This window comes from Nocardia aurea, assembly GCF_003123685.1.
Classification (GTDB): Bacteria; Actinomycetota; Actinomycetes; order Mycobacteriales; family Mycobacteriaceae; genus Nocardia; species Nocardia aurea.
Genome location: NZ_QCYJ01000021.1, coordinates 19,846 through 38,972, shown reverse-complemented (window position 1 = coordinate 38,972; position 19,127 = coordinate 19,846). Strand labels below are relative to the sequence as shown.

Genomic DNA, 19,127 nt, shown 5'->3' with positions numbered 1-19,127 from the left:
GGGCTTTCATTCGACTCGTACGCGCAGGTAGAGGTCATCGAACCCGAGGGTGAATTCGACGTGGCACGGGTCGTAGCCCGGGGCGTTGACCCCGATGCGGTATCGGCCGGGCCCGACCCCGGCGAGGACGAACCCGCCGTCCTCCTCGGTCATCGCGGCTATGTCCGGAACGGGTGTGGGCGCGGACTCGAGGTAGACCGACGCGAACGCGACCGGTCCGGCGGACGAATCGACCACGCCCCGGATGCGGGCGGGGGTCATGCCCGCCAGGCGAGCAGGTTGTTGAACACCGACGTGTCGATCCGGGTTCCGGAGTTGGCGGTCGAGCCGCCGTAGGCGTGGATCGCGAACGCCATCCGCTGCCCGTCGACGAGGCGATACACCGCGCTGCCGCTCTGGCCGCCGATCGTATCGGTCTCGTAGAAGACCTTCTGCGCGTTGACCGCCGTCACCCGGGCACCGTGGTACCACTGGGTGCCCGCGGGCTTGTCCGCCGGGTATCCGGCGATATTGGCCGTGGTGGCCGACAGCGTCGCGTCGTTGTAGACGCCGAAACCGAACCATCCCGTCGTATTGCCGAGGTTGGTCGGCAGCACGATGGCGCCGTAGTCGACGTTCTGATCCCCGTTGACGGTCCAGCCGGTCACCGAGCGGAACGCGCCGCCCGAGGCGACGACCGAGCCGAACGGCTGCTGTGCGCCGTTGCGTCCCGGGATCACCTGGATCGATCGCACCCAGCCGTCACGGCCGGGGACGCCGCTGTTCTTGATGAAGACCACGTGCCCGGCGGTGCCGAGGGTGTGCGGGCCGAGGAACCAGCCGGTGCCGACCCAGCGTGAGCCGTCGGCCGCGGTGATCAGCAGCGAGGCGTGGACCCGCCACGGGTAGTCGGCGGTGGCCGTCACCTGCACACGGTCGTCGATGCCGATGATGCTCTCGTCGACCGGCACCTCGGGCGCGCCGTAGGAGGCCCAGGCGATGTCGGGCAGTCCGGAAAGCTCAGCGAGATCGACGGATTCGGTCACGGTGGGGCTGCCGGACAGGACATACCCCTCGATATCCTCGATATCGCCCGCGGCCGAGGCGATGCCGGGGCCGGTCCCGGTGCCCGGCGATTGTTCGATCACTTCGACGAGCGGTCCGGCGCTCGAAACCGGGCTGTGCCCTTGTAATTTCACATCGTTGTTCATGAGATTTCCTGTCGTCCGATACCGGAGGCGATCGGTTCGCCGTGCGCGATGGCGCTACGAGAACTCTCGCGCGACCGGCCGTCCGGAACGCGGGTAAGGCACTACTCGAAATCGGCGCCGGATGTTCGCTCAGGCGGCCAGTTTTCGTCCGATGACCGCTGCCACCTCCGGATGCGCGAGATATTCGTCGATATCGTGCGCGTGGTCCTCGGGGTTCTCGACGGGCAGGTCCCGGAGCCCGGGCCCCCACGTCGGTCGCAGCGGGCAGCCGATGGCGACAGGATCACCGGCGTACCAGGTGTTGAGCCACTCCCCCACGCGCTCAGGCCTGTTCGGGCCGCCGACGAGGAGTTTGCGGTGGACCGCGTCCATGCCGAGCGGACTGCCCGCGGTGACCAGCAGACTCACCTCCACCTCACGGGGCAGCTGGGTGAGCAGATCCAGGGCGACCACGGTGCCGAGACTGTGGCTGACGAGGACGAGTTCGCCCCGGGTCGGCATCTCGGTGAGCACGGTGTCCAACACGCTCTTCCTGACCTGCTCGTCGTCGAGGTAGGCCGCGACGTCCTTGAAGAGAGCCCCGATCAGCACGGAATCGAGGCGGCTGCGCGCGGCGATCCAGCCGAGCTGATCGCGCACCCGCCCGAGCACGACGTTGCCGAAACCTTCCTCGGCGACGGGGACATCGGCGGTAGTCGGCATTCCCGCGCGGTGCGCCACCTCCTCCACCAGGCTCTCGTAGAGCCCGGACCCGGTGTCGACGACCGATTCGGACGCGCTCATGCTCGCGATGAGCTGGTTACCGTAGTAGGGGAAATACACGTCGGCGGGATCGACAGGACTCAGCTCCGCCAGCGTCAGTCCCTTGTTCAACCCGGCGGCCCAGGTGCGCCGCAGATCGGCCGGATCGCGCTCCTGCTGCCCTCGACCGTGCAGGAACATCACACTGCGTCGGCCGCCGAACGCGCTCGACCTGCCCGGCGCGCCGCGCACGGCGCTCTCGGTGATCGAAAGATGCGGCACCGCGGTGGATTCGGGTTCGGCCGCGGCGGACTCGGACGACAGTTCCGCGGTGGGGCCGAGTTCGTCGAGCAGTTTCCGCTGCGCGGGATCGAACCGCCTGGACCCCAGATCGCGGAGCAGCACACTCACCCGGACGCCTTCGTTGGCGACCCAGTCGATGGTGTCCTCACCGTCGCCCGGCTGCCATTGCTTGCCGTCCTTGCGCAGCAACCGACCGTTGTCGTCCTTCTTCGGAACACCCGAGTGGTGCAGCGCGACGATCTCCCATTGATCGTTGAAAACGGGCGATCCCGAATTTCCCGGCTCGGTGTCGGAGGTGTAATGCAGGAAATCGTCGAGTTGCAGATCGAGCCGGTTGTCCCGAATAGAGATCTCCTTGAGCCTGCCCATCGGATGACCGATGACATTCATCGCCTCACCGATCACGATCTTGCCCGAATCGGCGATCAACGGATTCCAACCGAAACTCGTCCCCGGGGCTTCGCCGTCCGGTCCCGAAGCGACACGTACCAGCGTGTAGTCGAGATGTTCGGAGGTGACGAAGAAATCGCCGGGTGCGAGTCGATGGCGCACCGTCGTGTTCGGCGTGTTGTCGAGACCCGCTTCGGCCATGAACTCGACCACGACCGACTCGGCGACCGTGGGCGTGGGCAGGACGTGGTTGTTGGTGAGCAACAGTTGCGGTGACACCATCGAACCGGTGCCCATCGGTATCTCGCGGCCTTTGTCGACCAGCGAGATCCGCGCGACGGCGGCGGCGGCGCGGCTGCCCCGTGCCAGGAAGTTGACGGCCTGGAGTTCGTTGGCGAAACCGATCACGCGTTCCAGCGAGCGGATACTGCCGACCGGGTCCTGCCCGCCCAGTTCGATCACGGCCTGCGCGGGGACTTCACCGCTGACGAGCAGGCGATCGGCGCGGGCGATGATCTGTTCGTTGCTGTCGACGACATCGGAATCGGTCGCCCGACGTTTACGGGCCACTTCGCCGCGTCGCTCGGCACTGTCGGCGAATCGTCGAGCCGCGGCGTTCACCTGGTCACACCGCGCGGTCGTCCGTATTTCGCTGTCGATTTCCATGAGGTCACCTCGCCGGAGAATTGTGGATGGTGTTCTCAGCGTGGGCGCGTTTCCCGCGCCGGTCGCGAGTAACCGACCACTCGAATTCCGTCGACCGGGATCGTGGATTCGCTGCGGCCGGGCTCACATTCAATAGAACGAAGTGGAACCACCGAAACGGATCACCGGGTGAGGTCGCCCCAGATCAAGGTCGCGAGTTGGTCGCGATCGGCGGCGTCGAGTTTGGTGCAGGCCCGGTAGATATGTCCTTCGACGGTGCGGACCGAGACACACAGCCGCTCGGCGATCTCGCGGTTGGACAGTCCGCGCGCGATGAGGGCGGTGATCTCCCGTTCGCGGTCGGTGATCGGCAGCGGGTGGGCGGCGGCCTGGATGGCGGGGGTGGTCGCGCCGTCGCACCGGGCGGCGTGATCGAGCGCGCGGGCGGCGGCCTGGGCGCTGAGTCGGCGCCTGCCCGCGTGGTCGTGGATCGGTACGGCCTGCGCCGCGGCGTCGGCGGCCGACAGCAGTAGTCCGATGTTCTCGAACTCGACGCTGACCGCCGCGAGCGCGTGGGTGTCGGAACGTTCGAAGGCGGCGGCGTGCCGGGCATAGATCGCCACGACCGGCCCCTGCGCGCGACCGACGAGTGCGGCCAGCCGTCGGGCCACGGTTCGGTCGCCGAATCGGGTGGCGTGATGCAGGGCCTCGGCTTCCAACGCGTACTGCCCCGAGCTGTGGGCGATATCGGCGGCTTTGCGCGCGAGTTCGACCGCGCAGTGCTGACTTCCTGAGCTCGCCGCGAGCCAGGCGCGGGCGATCATGCGTTGCGGCTCGTGCAGGGCCAACTGCGGTCCGGTGTGTTCGTCGGCCTCGGCGAGCACACGTTCGGCCTCGGCGGCGTCGCCGAGGGCGGCGTAGGCGCGGACGAGCAGCAACTGCGCCGGCAGCTTCCACGGCAGCGCGGATTCGGCGTTCAACGCGGCGAGCGCCTGTTCGAACGAGGTGATCGCCTCGCGGAATCGGCCACGATAGGTGGCGACCGCACTGCACCCGATCTTGGCGATGGCCCAGCCCAGAAACTGTGCGCAGGACGAGAATTCACTGTACTCGGCGGCCCGCTGCTCGGCGAGGTCGAGATCGCCGACGAGGGTCAGCGCCATCACGTCGCCGTAGCGGACCATGTCCCGGATCATGCCGTCGGTGGTCTTCTGCTGGGACCGGCTCCTGGCCGCGATCGGCGCGAAATCGGCGCCGCGCCCGGCGATCGGCATCGACAGCCCGAGGGCGAACGCGGCCCAGTCGATCGCCTGTTTCGGGGGACTCGGCTCGGCCAGCACACGTTCGGCGGCTTCGATGCCCTCGGTGATCTTGTTCTCGTGGATCGCGATGGCCGCGTTCGCCGCGTCGATGACCAGGCGCAGCGCCGGATGCTCGACGCGATTTCCGAGCAGGTCCATGATCTCGTGGCCGCGTACGACATCGCCCACACTCCAGAACAGCACGCTCGCCCGGGGAATACCCCACTGGACGAGTTCCAGTTGATCGAGGCGGTCGGGGTCGAAATCGGCGAGGATGTCGTCGGCTTCCTGCGGACGGCCCTGCCACAGCACGGCGCGGGAGAGCACTTCGGCCGCGGAGAGCCCACCGCCGCGCTCGAACGCGGCCCGCGCCAGGCGTTCGCCCAGCGGCAGATTGGACAGGGCGACAGCGTCTTTGGCGGCGGTGATCAACAGGTCGTTGTCGATGGCCTGGCCGCTGTCCACGCACAGTTGAGCGAGTCTGATGCGGTGCGAGGCGGTGCTCAGATCCTGGTCGCGCAGCATCTCCACGATCCGGCCGCGCCGCTTGCGGGCCGCCGCGGTGCCGATGCGGCGGCGCACGACGTCACCGAGCAGCGGGTGGCTGAAGCAGGCGCTGACCGACCGGCCGTCGCTGCTGGTGCGTATCAGACCGGAGATCTCGGCGGCATCCACCGCGTCCTCGCCGACGAGATCGGCGAGCACGTCGATGTCGAGCGGCTCGTAGAGGGCCAGCATCTTCAGTGTGTCCATGACAGGCTCGCCGAACCGGGCCAGCCTGCACTCGAGCAGCGAGACCAGTCCCGAAGGCACCGCGGTCGGACCGCGCAGTTGCCACACCCCGTTGACTTCGGTCAAAGTTCCCGCCTCGACGGCGCCCTCGACCATATTGCGCAGGAACAGGGGGTTCCCGATCGACGACTCCCACATGACATCGGCGCTGAGCCCCTCCAGGGTGCCGTCGAGGACGGTTTCGACGAGAGCGACGCACTGCTGTTTGGTCAGCGGCCGCAGTTCGACGCGCTCGAGATAGCCGTCCTTCCACAGGCAGGTGACCGCGTCGGGAACCGGTTCGCCGGTGCGGACGGTGGCCACGATGGGAGCGGCGCGGTCGACGGCGATCTGATGCAGCAGCGTCGCGGAGAGTTTGTCGAGCAGATACGCGTCGTCCACGCCGATCACGGTGTGTGGTTCGGCGAGCAGGTTCTCCCTGGCCGAGCCGAGTAGTGCGATGGGGTCGCGGGAGGCGGTCGGCGCGATCCAGGGGGCGAAGACGCCGAGCGGAATCGCCTGGGACGACTCGGTGCAGGCCACCCACCGCACCGGAGCGTCCAGGGCCGAGGTCACGAGTTTGGAGAGGGTGGTCTTGCCGATCCCGGCGGCGCCGACGAGTACGGCACCGCCGCCTTCGCTGTTCGTCAACGCGGCGCGAACGGCTCGGTATTCGGCGGGGCGATCGAGGAGTTGCCAGCGGTCCCCCATGAGTAGTAATTCTAGTTCTCGCGCGCTCACTCCGGGATGGGTTTTCGCAGGTAAACGCCCTACGGCGGCGTCTGCGCCGACCACCGCCGCCGAGGACGGCGGTGGGGGCACGGGCGGCGCGGTGGTCATCGGGGAAGTCGGTCGGCGGTGGGTTCGACGCGGGGGGCGTTGTTGACGTGGTGCCGGTAGTTGCTCGACGCCTCGTAGACACGTTTCTTGAGCCGGTTGATCGATCCCAGCGGCCGATGGGCTTCGAGCCCGCGCCAGGAATTGAAGGACAGCACATCGTCGCCGAAGGCTCGCCGCTCGGGCGTGTAGGGATCCTGGCGGTCGAAGCGGATGGTCGCCACCGGGCGGTGCGGTGAATCGGCCTCCGGCCACGCGACGGTGGCGTCCTCGATCGGCATCGTCTCGGGATCGGTGCACAGTTGCACACGCAACTCGTATTCGGCACTGTGCTCGGCGAAGAAGTCGACGATCATGTCCTGGTGGGCGTTGACGCCCGCGTCGTGGCCGACCGGTGTGCCCGCGAGCGCGCTCACCTCCGGTGAGACCGGGGTGTAGAGGATCTTCGCGACGTAGTCGCCGTAGCGCAGCGGCGCCGAGGAGTAGAAGGTCTCACCCAGGATGTGGGTGTTGGGCCGGATGAACACACCCAGGTTGGGGGGAACCGGACGTCCGATACGCCGCAGCACGTGCGCGTCGAGCGCGGACAGCACGGTGCTGCCCGTTTTCAGGACGGTGTCGGGCAGCCGCGCGAGCACCCACGCGGTCGGCATTCCCCGGGTGAGGTAGGCGTGGGCGTCGGCGAAGAGGAATTCACGGTGGGTGACCATGATGAAGTCCTGGGTGCTCGCGCTGTCGTCGGGCAATATGCGTGGGCCGTCCACGCCGATGACCTTGATTCCCAGGCCCCGCACGCCGCGCAGCTGATCGCTGCGGATCACGCCCGAGGTACTGGACAGCCTGGCGATGACCGGATAGGTGGCGGGGGCCGCGAACAGCCCCTGGGCGAGTTCGGACGGTAGGTTCGCGTGGACGGTGAGTTCGCCGCGCAGGATGCCGTGACTTTTCGCGTGGGCGTCGCGCAGGCCGTGTTTGTAGGTCCGGTAGGCCTTTTCGAGGTTCGATCGCAGGACCGTGATGATCTTGTCGATATCGCCCTCTTCGTCGGGACGCGGGTGTTCGAGGTCGTCGCGGTAGCGCAGGTAGGCCTGCTCGGTCGCGTGCGGTGCAACGAGATCGGTCATCGTGGTCGCTTCCTTCCTACTCCCGCCGAGCGGCGGCGCTGTGTCGCGGGGCTGTGCTGTGTCGCGGAGCTGTGTTGTGTCGCCCAGCGAGGCTGCGCCACGGAGCGAACGGGTTGGCGACGCCGTCGAGTGCGGGTGCCAAGGTGGGGAAATGACGCAGCAGCACGCTGCGCATGGAGTTGTCACGGACCCAGGCCATTCCGGCCTCGGTGTAGACCTCGGGACGGAAGTCGGTGGTGAAGAACCGGTCGGCCGACAGTCGGCGCGATGCCATGAGCACGAACACCCGGAACGCGGTGTCGCTGAAGCCGAATCCGGGCGGTTTGGGTTCGGCGTAGAGCCCGACCATGAGGTCGACGTCCTCCACGTCGCGGTAGACCTGAGCGAGTTCGCGCGCCCACGCCGGATTGTCGGTCAATTCCTCGAAGGAGGTGGCCGGCGCCAGGCGCATCTGTCGGCGGAACTCGTTGTAGCGCGGCACTCCTCGTTCTCGCACGCGCAGGATGTCCACGGTCGCCAGATCCATCACCGGGTGCCCGGGGCGTTCGAGTTTCTGTAGGTGGATCGGATAGTTGTGCAGGGTCAGCGCGCCGGGGTTGGCGCGACCGAACGAGTAGAGCAGGGCATCCATCGACGTCTCGGCCAGGCGCTCGCGGATGTGAGCGATCCCCAGGTCGGGCAGGGTGTGCTCGGCGACGACGCTGTCGTCGGCGAGACTGCGGACCACGAAGTCGTCGGGGATGAGCGGATGCATCCGGTACATGGCGACGAATTCCTCGGTCAGCGAGTACGGAACGCCGTGGTCCTCGACGGCGGATCCGGGTATGCCGCACAGGACTTCGTTGCCGCTGATCCGGCCGAACCGACGCGCGATCCGCTCCCCCAGCACACCGAACCAGTTGGCGCGCATGGCGGCGACGGTGGTGGGATGGGCGATGATCGCGGGCGTCCAGTCGATGGTGTGGATCTTGGCGAGCAATGCCGAATTCACCAGGCGGGCGGTGTCGTAGAGCCGGTCGTCGTCCATGTCCGGGTAGCGGCGGGCGAGGCGCTCGCAGATCGCGTTGTGTTCGCGCATGAACAGCGAATGCAGCAGCGCGAGACCGACCCAGGCGTTGGCCGCCGTGCTGGACAGATCCATCAGGCCCTCGACATCCAGCGGTGGCAATCCCAGCTCGTCGACCTCGAGTCGGCCCCGCTTTCCCGTCCGCAGTGCTTCGGCGAATTTCGCTGTGCTGCCGTAGATCTGGGAGGCATCCCACCAGTGGGATTCGCGGGTCGTGTAGGTCTGGGGGCCGCCGGGCTCGGGGCTGGACACGGTCGGGGTGCGCAGGATCGTCATCGGCGGGTCCGGCCACGGATCCCGATCGGCCACCGGCACCCGCCACGGTTCGGTCTCGGTGTCCCCGTGACTGACCCAGTCGTGGACCTCGAATTGGATCCAGGCCGCCGCCAGCAGATTCAACGTCGTGGCGGGCTGGAACTGTCCACGGGTCAACAACTCCCGACTGATCCGGCGCGGATTGGGTTCCAGTATCCGGTCGGAGTCCTCCGGGTAGGTGTGTTCCAGGGCTACATTGCGCCCGAACCGGCAACCGACCGAACCCGCGCGCGGATCGGTGAGACTGTTGTAGGCACCGTCGATGGTTCGCCCCCGCAGGTTCGCGCTGCCGGGAGATTCGTCCGGCGACAGCGGTCCGTCCGGATGTGGTCCGGTGTCGAAGAGATTGTCGGCGCGCAGTCGGCTGCGCAGACCGACGAGAACGGCCAGACCCGCCGGGGTGGGCAGTCGGAACCAGCCGATCCCGCGATCGATCGCCTCGGCCGCCGCGACCAGCACGCGGGTGACGGGCGGCAGGCGGCGCGGCGGTGGCCGCGGGCTGGTCACCTGCGGTGAATGTGTCGATTCTGTGCTGACCATGAAGGACCTCCGGGTGGCTGGCACGGGCTCTGACGTGCCCGAAATCGAATCGGACCCCAGTCTTCGACGTGGTGTCGTGCCCGTCACGAGTAGTCGGCTACTCCACACCCCGATCGTCGCGGCGGAGTCGTGGACCGCTCGAGGTCGACGCACTCTCCCGAGCCACCCCTGCGGCCCGAGCAGCCACCCGGTCACAGGCCGGTAGCACCGGGGTCCGACGGTGGCGACGCGTGTGGATCCGAGCAATCGGGTAGCGCGGTACGCGCGCCGACCCCGACCGATCCGGACAACGCTGTCTTCGACAGCGCTGCGGGGGCAGACGCGGGAAAGGTGCTCGGGTGATCAGTCCGATCGACATCAAGGTCGACCTCGACGGCGACGTCGCGGCCGCGCTGACCCGACTGGAAACCACCGGTCGTCCGACGATCGACCGCCGCGTCTGGTTCGCCGAACCTCGGCCCGACGGTGGCGCGACGTCGACTCTGCTGTCGAACCGGATCATCATCCGGATACGGAGCGGGCCGAGCGACGACCTCACCGTCACCCTGTGCCCCTGCCTCCCCGAGCAGCTACTCGGGAGCTGGAGCACGCCCTTCACCGAGGCCGGGCTGCGATATCGCGTCGAAGAGAACTGGAACGGCGAATATCGTGAGCTGTCCGCCTCGGTGGTCAGCGAGCGACCGGCCGGAGCGCTCCACGATGCCGTGGTGCTCGGCACCGACGTCACCACCGACCTCGCCCCCGCTCAGCGCCGGTTTCTGGTCGGCTGCACACCACCCGGCGTCGCGGTCGACCACCTCCTGGCCTTCGGTCCGATCGCGTCCACGCGATGGACGAAGCTGCGCGTGGGGGATCTGGCGGTCGACGCCGAACGATGGCGGATCGCCGACCTCGATCTGCTCGAACTGTCGGTACGAGTCACCCCGGAACGCGGTGAGTCGTACACCGCGTTGCGAGACCGCGCCCTGGACCGCCAACGCGGGTTCGAGGACGCGGTCCGTCGCCTCGGTCTGCGCATCGCGACCGGTGCCCCCGCGACCGTGCGGGTGATCGCCGCGGCACGATCGGGTCACCGATGAATACCGGCGGACGCCGAACCGTGTGCCTGGCCCGATACAGGGCTATCGGACCCCGACCAACCTCGGCGAGGGTGTCAGGTTGAGTCTGCTGACGGCCTCTCGCACATCGGTGGGCCAGAGGAACAGTCGATAGATCGGGTCGATCTCGAAGTAGTCCTCCGGCCCGACCAGCACTCGCGTTCGGATGTCGACGCAGTACCGTTCGCGCCATCCGAACGGCTCCGATACCGGCTTTCCGCCGACGATGGCCTCCGCGATGCCGAAAAGCCGCTCGACCGAACGATATTCGTAGGCGGGCATGGTCTCGGGCACATCCCAGATACCACGTCCGGCGGTGACGGCCTCGTCCGCCGCTTCGAGGAACAGCGGCAGATCCAGCTCACCCGGTATCGACGGGTAGAGGACGAACGGCGCGGCCCAACCCGAGCGCACCATGTCGAGATTGAAGGTCGAGCGCTGTTCGCGGGTCAACGTTTCCCGCTCCGCCTTCGAATAGTTCGGGGCGAGATAGGCGAGCAGGCGGCCATTGGTGTCGAACGGCGCATCGGCGGTGCGGACGAACAGCGACCGTTTTCTTCCGTCCGGGCGCGTCAATCGTCGCGCCGCGTTCGATTCGGCGAAATCGGCCGCCTGCGTCCCCTGGGCGAACTGCAATGTCCCGGCCTTGCCGGTGTCGAGTTTCGGGAGCAGGAATTCGGCGTAGCGGCGCGACACCGGGACATCGGCGGGACGCTCCCGAATCCACCGCGCGAGTTGGGCGAACTTCTCGTCCACGCGATCCGCGCCCTGTTGTGAACCCGCGGTGACTTCGGGAGTGTCGATCGACAGCATGCGCACCGGCATCCGGATATTCGGGGTGTCCCCGTCGTGGATGTCGAGTAACGATTTGGTGTTCAGCGAGGGCATGCTGACACCGGCGGGTGACCAGAAGAGCTGCACTGCCTCGAACATGACGATTCCTTCGATGTGATAGGTGCCGATTTCCCACGCCGCACGAATCCGCGTTCGGCGATCCGAATCCGACACACCCGGTGTTCCGACGGGGACCGACCGCAGCGCCAACACGAGCTGTCGACCCACTGGCGATAATGTTCGGGTCCGCGATATTGTCGCGTTCGACGATCTTCTACATGAATCGCAGACCACCGTAATTCTTCTCCATGATCACGGACAGAACGTCGAATATTCGGCGCGCTATGCCGGTGATGAATGGGATAGAACCAGGTTACGACCCGCGCGTCTGCTATGAAAGCGCACCGGAGAATTATCCCGAATTCGGGTAGTCCACTACTTACACGAAATGTTGAACGGCGAATAATCGAGGGTCGTTTCATGAACTGCCGAACGCCGAGACCGCACGCGACGTCCGATTCACTTCGGCCGAATATTCGGGAACGTCGCCGCCCGAAACGAGTAGCGGCTCACCCGGTACCCATCGGCTCCGCCGTCAATCCTCGCGGCGGAAATGCCCCGGCCACTGGTCGTAGGGAATTCGGGTGATGTCGAGTACCGCGCCGATCGTCGCCCATTCGTTGCGGCCGAGCCGAGACAGCGGACGCAGCCGTTCGATCGCGGGCAGGCTGTTGCCACGCGAATCGGTCTCGAAGACATCCGAATCGATCGCGGCGTGCGATACCCGGCCGATGACCACGGTCGAATCACCGAGTTCGAGCGCGTGTTCCAGCCTGCATTCCAAGGCGACCGGCGACTGCGCGACCCGAGGCGGCGCCACGGTCGCACTCGGTTCCGGGGTCAGCCCGACCTCGGCGAATTCCGACACCTCGGCCGGGAAGTCGGTCCCGGTGGCATTCACCCGCTCGAACATCGATTCGGCGGCCAGGCAGACCACGAACTCCCCGGTCTCCAGCACATTGCGCAACGAGTCCTTCCTACCCACCGAAGTGAACTGCACCATCGGCGGCTGCACGCACGAGACCGTGAAGAACGAATGCGGGGCGAGATTGTCGACCCCCGCCGCCGAGCGGGTCGAGACCCACGCGATCGGTCTGGGAACTACGACGCTGGTCAGGATCTTGTAGAAATCGCCGTGCCCCAGTTCGTCCGGATCGATATCCGTGCGCATACAGATTCCCTTCCGGCTCCCGCCGAATACGAGCGTTCGGTCGCGAGCCCATCTTCGCATCGGCCGCGGTAGGGCAGGTCCCCCGCCCGCGCGAGCGGTGCCGTACGGGTACCTGGTCCGAAGCGCTCGAGGTGTGCGCGTTCGACCGCAGTGCCGTACCTCCCGTGCCGCCGGGAGACCGGATCGGCGGCGAAAACGACGCCGTCGGGTCCGGCCCGTCCACCGCTCGGCCGCTCTCGAGTCCTACGGGTACCTCGATCGTTCGGTCGGCGTCGCGCCCACGTGTTGTTCAGCGCGGCCGCCGTCGGCACGATCACGCGTCGGTGCCGTCGCTACCGTACGGCCTCCGTCGGAGTCTCCGGTCGCCGATCATTTGCCAGTTCAGGGATTTCCATCGAGCTCGCTTTCGCCATTGCGGGGAAATCGACAGTCGGACAGGGCATCATATGGCGAGGCGACGACTCCTGTCGGGGGGAGACGGCTACATGCCGATCGTTCGCTCAGCCATCGGACCTGGGGAGTAACCGCATGAACCGTCAGCAAGATCCGCCGGTGGGCAACACCGGACAGCCGCGCGAAGGTGCACCGTCTCGAACTCGCGCCCTGGTGTGGGGTGCGGCGCTCGTCGGCGGACTACTCCTGGTCGGCGTGACCGGTTGCGCGTCCGACACCGATGGCGGAAAGTCCTCCGCCGCATCGACTTCCTCCCCGGCACCGAGATCCACGGTGTCGGCGGCGGTATCGAGTTCTCCGCTGAGAGCCGCGCCGAGTTCCGCACCTCCGGTCGCGGCATCCAGCTCTCCGCTGGAAGCAGCGCCGAACAGTGCGGCGGCCGAGGCGATCATGCCGAATGTCGTCTGCATGAATCTGCAAACCGCCCAGAACACGATCCAGGCAGCGGGAGTGTTCTACTCCCGCTCGTCCGACGCGACCGGTAAAGGCCGAATGCAGGTCAACGACCGGAATTGGATCGTCGTGAGCCAGACCCCGGCACCGGGCACGCCCTTCGGTGAAGGTGAGGCGGTCCTGTCGGTGGTCAAACTCGACGAGCGAAACTCCTGCGGCTGAGTGTGATTCGCACAGCCTGAACGCGCCCGTCGCGGCCTCGGCCGCCGCGACCATGGGCGCGGGAACCGCACACGCCGAAAGCTTTCGGCCTCGAACTCGAGAAGTTGCTCCGGCACGGTCCGCGCCGGGGGCACTTCTACGCCTCCACGGAGGACAGTAGGCGCGAGAAAATCGGTCGACATCACTGTCGATGTCACATTGAATACGTCCATGGCTCTGGCACGCAAAGGAACTCGCATCATCGATGTCGACGGTGAGACCTACCGCTGGGTCGTCGCTCCGAACGACCCCGACAATGCGATCGTCGTGGAGTCCGCCGACCAGCCCGGCCAACGCATGGTGACCTGGGTCGAATACGGCACGGTGATCGCGCCGGGACTGGTCGCGCGGGCGATCAGGAACGCACTCGGAAAGGGATGGACACCGCGTGAACGTGGAGTTCAACTGACATACCCCTCGGGCACCGTCCATTCGATGGTGTAGACCCGTTCGCGGGATGAGTTGATCGGCAATACATTCGAAACAACCGCTCTATGGGCACCGGGTTTTCCCACCGAAGGAATTCACCTCCCTGTCGATGACCCATTCGATATGATGAAAACGGTCGGAACTCCATCGCTGGGCCGCGCCGATCGAAACGCGCGGGGGATGGTGGAACGCCGACCTCGGCGTTCCACCTCCGAGCGCCCGACGGTCGTCCACAACAGACGGGCTCCCCAGTGACGAAACGAACCGCAGGCCTTCTCACGATCCTGGCAGCGCTCACCATCGCCCTGCTCTCGACCGACTGGCATCCGGTCCGCGCCTGCCTGTATCTGCTCGGCTGGGTCGCGGTCGCCGCTCTCCTGACATGGAATGACCGGCGCACCAGCGAAATCGGAGCCCGAGGCCCCGCGTAGACGGGGTGAGCGGCCCAGGCGCACACCCGACACAGCTCATCCGGAGATCCACGCAAGACACCGCGATGGCCGACCTCCGATGCGACCGGGGGCCCAGCCCGCATCCGAAACCGGCGAAACTCCGAAACCCGCACCCATGACAAATGCCATGCCCGGACGATGACAGTCGTGCGGGGTACTCGCGGCCCGGTCGCGAGACGCTGGTGTCATGACATCGAAGGTGATACCGAGAACCGAGTCGAACTCCCCCACACCCATCGGCGTGGCAATCGAATTACGTGCTTTGCAAAAGAGTTTCCGTGTCCCCGGCGGCGACGTGGTCCGCGCGGTCGACGGGTTGGACCTGGTCGTCGCGCCCGGTGAGATCGTGGCCTTCCTCGGCCCCAACGGCGCGGGGAAGACGACCACGATCGACATGATGCTCGGCCTGACGGAACCCGACTCGGGCACGGTGCGGATCCTGGGAAGCACACCGGACCGCGCGATTTCCGCGGGGCGGGTCTCGGCGGTGCTGCAATCGGGGGGTTTGCTGTCCGATCTGACCGTCGCGGAAACCGTCGAACTGGTCGCGACCCTGCATCACCGCCCCCGACCCGTCGAAGAGGTGCTCGCACGGGCCGGGATCGCCGAAATCGGTGCGCGACGAGTCGGCAAATGCTCTGGCGGACAACAACAGCGACTGCGTTTCGCGCTCGCGCTGCTGCCGGATCCCGACCTGATCGTGTTGGACGAGCCGACCACCGGAATGGATGTCGAAGGACGCCGGGAGTTCTGGCACGCGATGCGCGCGGATTCTCAACGCGGCCGCACCGTGCTGTTCGCGACCCACTACCTCGACGAGGCCGACGCCTACGCCGACCGCGTCGTCCTGGTGCGTGAGGGACGGGTGGTCGCGGACGGCACCGCCGCGGAGATCAAGAATCTGGCGGCGGGCCGCACGGTCAGCGCGACGCTGCCGCACGCGCGGCCGGTGGAACTGCTCGCCGTTCCCGGTGTGGACGACGTCGAAGTGCGCGGTGATCGAATCCTACTGCGCACGAGAGATTCCGACATGGTCGCCCGCCATCTGCTCACCGAGACCACCGCCGTCGATCTCGAAATCACTTCGCACAACCTCGAATCCGCGTTCCTCACCCTCACCTCCGGAGCCCACTGATGTCCACTGTCGTTTCCCGGCCGGTCCGCACCGCTCGTGCCCACCGCGGCCTCGGCTTCCTGCGCCTGGAATTGCGCCGCATGCTGCGCAATCGGCGGACCATGCTGTTCACCCTCATCATGCCGCCGCTGTTCTTCGTCATCTTCGGGCTGCGATCCGATTATCGGACCGAATCCTTCGGTTCGGGCAACGTGACGGGCTATGTCATGGTGTCGATGGCCGTCTACGGCGCCATGTTGGCCACCACGAGCGGCGGCGCGATGGTGGCGATCGAGCGTGCGCAGGGATGGAGCCGCCAACTGCGGCTCACCCCCCTGCGGCCGACCACCTACATCGCGACGAAGGTCGCCGTCGCGATGGTGCTCGGACTGGTCTCGGTTGTCGCGGTCTTCGTGGTCGGCGCCGCGCTCGGCGCACAGCTCACGGCGACCGCATGGGTCTTCTGCTTGCTGCTCGCCTGGATCTGCTCGCTCGTCTTCGCGGCATTCGGCCTGTTCATCGGCTATCTGTTGCCGTCGGAGAATGTCATGCAACTGCTCGGTCCCGCCCTTGCCGGACTCTCCTTCGCGGGGGGACTGTTCATACCTCTGCACGGCTGGTTCGCTACGGTGTCGACGGTCTTTCCCACCTACGGCGTCGCGACGCTTGCCCGGATGCCGTTCGGTGACACCGCCGGTTCCTCGATCGCGGCGGCAATCCTCAACGTGACGGTCTGGGCGATCGTCTTCGTCACCGGGGCGGCCGTGCTGTTCCGCCGTGACACCGCCCGCTGACGTGCGGCGGACGGAGATACCGGTGACCCGGGCACCGCGGCCTTCGGTAGCGTCGATCCCCGTGAACGCCGACCGATACCCCGCCGAATCCGTCTCGGCACCCCCGTGCCGGGGCGGATACGGGGGCGTCGCATGAGCACCACCCGTCCTCGGTCCGCCGTCGCCGACCGGATCGTCCGCTTCGGCGCCGCCGCGCTGGACGACAATCGCCGCAGCTGGTTCGGTGCGCTGATCGCGGTGGCGTGGCTGTCGTATCTGATCGGGCCGATCGTGCGGAACTGGCGCGAGGGCGAACACGCGAACGCGGCGTGGGCCTCGGTGACCCTATTCGCGTACGCGGCGGTGATCCTGGGTTCGTTCGTCGTCTTCCGCGACACCCGTCGACGCGACCCGCTGGTGGACCCGCCGGTCGATCACCGGGTGTGGCCCGTCCTGGCCGCGATGACACTGTGCACCGTGGTACTGGTCGCACTGCTCGGGGCCGCCGCGCTGCCCACCGCGATCTATATCAGCGTCGTCGCCATCTTTCACCTGCCCTCGCGCGAATCCGGCTACGTCAGCGTCGTCGTCGTGCTCGCCATGCTGCTGGTCCCGGTGGCGCTGCCCGACCTGCGCGCTGTGCCGTTCTACGTGGCGTTCGTCCCTCTCGTCATATGGGCCGCCCGTCAGCTCGGCCTGCGCGGCGAACGACTGAGCGAACTCGCCCGCCGTCAGAAGGCCGAACTCGCGATCGTCGCCGAGCGCAATCGGGTGGCGCGCGACGTCCACGACATCCTGGGGCATTCGCTCACCGTGATCACGGTGAAAACCGAACTCGCGCAACGACTGCTCGACGTCGATATCGAGAGGGCACGAGCCGAACTGGCCGATGTCGAGCGGCTGGCTCGTGAGGCGCTCGGCGGTGTCCGCGACACCGTCGGCGGGCTGCGCGAGGTGACCTTGCGCGCGGAACTCGCCAATGCGGCCAGCGCGCTCGCCGCCGCCGATATCGCCGCCGACCTCCCCGATCCGGCGAACCTGCCCGACGGCGACAACGAACTGTTCGGCTGGGTGCTGCGCGAAGCGGTCACGAATGTGGTGCGCCACAGCGCCGCCCGGCACTGCACGGTCATCGTGACCGCGACGAGTATCGACGTGATCGATGACGGTCGCGGGCTCGGCCCCGATGCCGGAACCGGTTCGGGATTGGCCGGGCTGCGTGAACGAACCCGTGCGGCCGGTGCGACGATGGCGCTGTCGATCCCGGCGGGAGGAGGCGCCCATGTGGCTGTCACCGTGCCGAAACAGCTTGCGCCCTGAAAGATTTCCCATCCTCATCACCCGCCCGACCAGGAAGGCCGCCGCATGATCCGGCTACTGCTCGCCGACGATCAGGCGCTCGTGCGCGGCGCCCTGGCCGCGCTGCTCGGACTGGAATCGGATCTCGACGTCGTCGCCGAGGTCGGTCGAGGCGACGAAGTCCTCGACGCCGTCGCGCGCACCACACCGGATGTGGTGCTGCTCGATGTGGAAATGCCCGGGCTGGACGGGATCACGGTCGCGGGCGCGTTGCACGAGAAATACCCCGATGTACGCATCCTCATGGTCACGACCTTCGGCCGTCCGGGCTATCTGCGTCGCGCGATCGACGCGGGCGCCAGCGGATTCGTGGTCAAGGACACCCCCGCCAGGGAACTCGCCGACGCGGTCCGCCGCGTCCACATGGGACTGCGGGTCGTCGATCCGGCACTTGCCACCGAGACGCTGACCGCGGGCACCTCACCGCTCACCGCCCGCGAACGCGAAGTGCTCGCCGCGGCCGCCGACGGAGCCACCGCGGCCACCATCGCCAAACGCCTGCGTCTGTCCGAGGGCACGGTCCGCAATCATCTGTCGTCCGTGATCGGCAAGACCGCCACCGGTACCCGCGCCGAAGCGGTGCGCGCCGCCGAACGCCTCGGCTGGCTGTGACGGTCCTCCCGCACGGTCAGCAACTGTAGGCGTAGCTGGTGCCCGCCGTGGTGGCGACGCCGGTGCGGACATCGAGGACGACGATGGTCGCGGTCTCGTCGCGCTTCAGCTCGCAGCGGACCTGGGCCAGAGCGGTGTTCTCCCTGGGCAGTTCCCCTTTTCCGTCGGCGGTTCTGGTGCCGAGCGGACGCACCGCGGTGCCGTTGACCCCCGCGGCGTAGAACTCGACCCGGCCACCCGGGGTGAGCCCCTTGCCGCCGTCGAGGTAGATCCGGCCGCCGCCCGCGATCAGCTCGGAGCGAGTGGCGACCTTGCCCGCGGGGAGCTGGGTCGCGTCGACCAGATGTGAAGCACCCTCGGAGTTCTGCGCGACCGCGCGGTCGCGCCGCGACGGGTCGACACAGACATGGTCGGTGGGCCGCGCCTCACGCCAGACGAAACCTTGCAGGCAGGTGTCGGGGCCGTAGGCGCCGCCGGTCGGGCTGCGGCGCGCCGACGCCTGACCGTTCTCGGCACGAGCGGTGTCACGCTCGCCCGGGCTGACGCAGACCGTGTCGCCGTCGAACGCTTCACGCCAGACGAAGTTCTGGGCACAGGTGTAGGGACCGTAGGCCAGAACGGGCGCGGCGGAGGCGAGACCCGGCAGCACCAGGCTCGTGCCGAGCACCGCGGCGACGCCGAACGTCACGGGCAGGGAACGTCGCGGACGGAGAGCGGAAATGGTGGACATCGTGGGTCCTTTCGGATGTGAGGTGCCGCCGCGGCGGCCGTGCCATCACTGTGTGGGCGAGGACCAACGACGTTCCAAGCACTCGCCAACACCGCAGGCAGACGGCTTCGCGGACGGCCCGATTCCCCGGCGATGCCGCGAGCGCTCCACACTGTCGGGCGATCCG

At 67.4% G+C, this 19,127-nt stretch carries 17 protein-coding genes; 8 read left to right on the top strand and 9 right to left on the bottom strand.

All coding sequences use genetic code 11. The features are described 5' to 3' along the window. Nucleotides 1-6: 6 nt before the first annotated feature. The 6 genes from DAT37_RS07815 to DAT37_RS07790 all read right to left on the bottom strand — a co-directional run bounded on the left by DAT37_RS07815 (nt 7) and on the right by DAT37_RS07790 (nt 9,223). Nucleotides 7-261 carry a carboxypeptidase-like regulatory domain-containing protein gene (locus tag DAT37_RS07815; protein WP_109524045.1) on the bottom strand — a complete coding sequence of 85 codons (255 nt, stop codon included), beginning with the start codon at nt 259-261 and terminating at the stop codon, nt 7-9. Continuing rightward, nucleotides 258-1,190: a trypsin-like serine peptidase gene (locus DAT37_RS07810; protein WP_109524044.1), complete on the bottom strand. Its 933-nt coding sequence runs from the start codon at nt 1,188-1,190 to the stop codon at nt 258-260. Before DAT37_RS07810 ends, DAT37_RS07815 begins: the two co-directional genes overlap by 4 nt. Nucleotides 1,191-1,319: 129 nt before the next feature. Next, on the bottom strand, nt 1,320-3,290 hold the full coding sequence (locus DAT37_RS07805) for a trypsin-like serine peptidase (RefSeq protein WP_232839580.1): 1,971 nt from the start codon (nt 3,288-3,290) through the stop codon (nt 1,320-1,322). 161 nt (nt 3,291-3,451) lie between these two features. After that, nucleotides 3,452-6,052, bottom strand: a complete 2,601-nt coding sequence (locus DAT37_RS07800) for a helix-turn-helix transcriptional regulator (RefSeq protein ID WP_109524043.1) — start codon at nt 6,050-6,052, stop codon at nt 3,452-3,454. 125 nt (nt 6,053-6,177) lie between these two features. Next, the gene (locus DAT37_RS07795) at nt 6,178-7,302 is read right to left on the bottom strand and encodes a catalase family protein (protein WP_109524042.1); all 1,125 of its coding nucleotides are present in this window, start codon (nt 7,300-7,302) and stop codon (nt 6,178-6,180) included. A 16-nt stretch (nt 7,303-7,318) separates the two neighbouring features. Further along, nucleotides 7,319-9,223, bottom strand: a complete 1,905-nt coding sequence (locus DAT37_RS07790) for a peroxidase family protein (RefSeq protein ID WP_109524454.1) — start codon at nt 9,221-9,223, stop codon at nt 7,319-7,321. Between the two features lie 338 nt (nt 9,224-9,561). On the opposite strand from DAT37_RS07790, the gene DAT37_RS07785 reads away from it, so the two are divergent. Then, the gene (locus DAT37_RS07785) at nt 9,562-10,302 is read left to right on the top strand and encodes a hypothetical protein (protein WP_109524041.1); all 741 of its coding nucleotides are present in this window, start codon (nt 9,562-9,564) and stop codon (nt 10,300-10,302) included. A gap of 42 nt (nt 10,303-10,344) precedes the next feature. Here DAT37_RS07785 and DAT37_RS07780 read toward each other — a convergent pair whose 3' ends face one another. Together DAT37_RS07780 and DAT37_RS07775 are read right to left on the bottom strand one after the other, a co-directional pair. Then, the gene (locus DAT37_RS07780) at nt 10,345-11,253 is read right to left on the bottom strand and encodes a thermonuclease family protein (protein WP_109524453.1); all 909 of its coding nucleotides are present in this window, start codon (nt 11,251-11,253) and stop codon (nt 10,345-10,347) included. A gap of 496 nt (nt 11,254-11,749) precedes the next feature. Continuing rightward, entirely contained in the window at nt 11,750-12,385 is a 636-nt protein-coding gene (locus DAT37_RS07775; protein ID WP_109524040.1) for a flavin reductase family protein, read from the bottom strand. 528 nt (nt 12,386-12,913) lie between these two features. On the opposite strand from DAT37_RS07775, the gene DAT37_RS07770 reads away from it, so the two are divergent. From DAT37_RS07770 to DAT37_RS07740, 7 genes are all read left to right on the top strand, one after another. After that, on the top strand, nt 12,914-13,453 hold the full coding sequence (locus DAT37_RS07770) for a PASTA domain-containing protein (RefSeq protein ID WP_109524039.1): 540 nt from the start codon (nt 12,914-12,916) through the stop codon (nt 13,451-13,453). A gap of 210 nt (nt 13,454-13,663) precedes the next feature. Then, a complete protein-coding gene (locus tag DAT37_RS07765) occupies nt 13,664-13,936 on the top strand; it encodes a hypothetical protein (protein WP_109524038.1) in 273 nt (90 codons plus the stop codon). Nucleotides 13,937-14,172: 236 nt separating this feature from the next. Beyond that, complete coding sequence (locus DAT37_RS07760; RefSeq protein ID WP_109524037.1) at nt 14,173-14,352, top strand: hypothetical protein; 180 nt, start codon at nt 14,173-14,175, stop codon at nt 14,350-14,352. 208 nt (nt 14,353-14,560) lie between these two features. Beyond that, complete coding sequence (locus DAT37_RS07755; RefSeq protein ID WP_109524036.1) at nt 14,561-15,508, top strand: ABC transporter ATP-binding protein; 948 nt, start codon at nt 14,561-14,563, stop codon at nt 15,506-15,508. Next, nucleotides 15,508-16,281: an ABC transporter permease gene (locus DAT37_RS07750; protein ID WP_109524035.1), complete on the top strand. Its 774-nt coding sequence runs from the start codon at nt 15,508-15,510 to the stop codon at nt 16,279-16,281. The genes DAT37_RS07755 and DAT37_RS07750 overlap by 1 nt, the downstream gene beginning before the upstream one ends. A 132-nt stretch (nt 16,282-16,413) precedes the next feature. Beyond that, a complete protein-coding gene (locus DAT37_RS07745; RefSeq protein ID WP_109524034.1) occupies nt 16,414-17,580 on the top strand; it encodes a sensor histidine kinase in 1,167 nt (388 codons plus the stop codon). Nucleotides 17,581-17,625: 45 nt separating this feature from the next. Next, the gene (locus DAT37_RS07740; protein ID WP_109524033.1) at nt 17,626-18,231 is read left to right on the top strand and encodes a response regulator transcription factor; all 606 of its coding nucleotides are present in this window, start codon (nt 17,626-17,628) and stop codon (nt 18,229-18,231) included. Between the two features lie 16 nt (nt 18,232-18,247). On the opposite strand, the gene DAT37_RS07735 is transcribed toward DAT37_RS07740, so the two are convergent. After that, the gene (locus DAT37_RS07735) at nt 18,248-18,961 is read right to left on the bottom strand and encodes a hypothetical protein (RefSeq protein ID WP_109524032.1); all 714 of its coding nucleotides are present in this window, start codon (nt 18,959-18,961) and stop codon (nt 18,248-18,250) included. Nucleotides 18,962-19,127 lie beyond the last annotated feature (166 nt).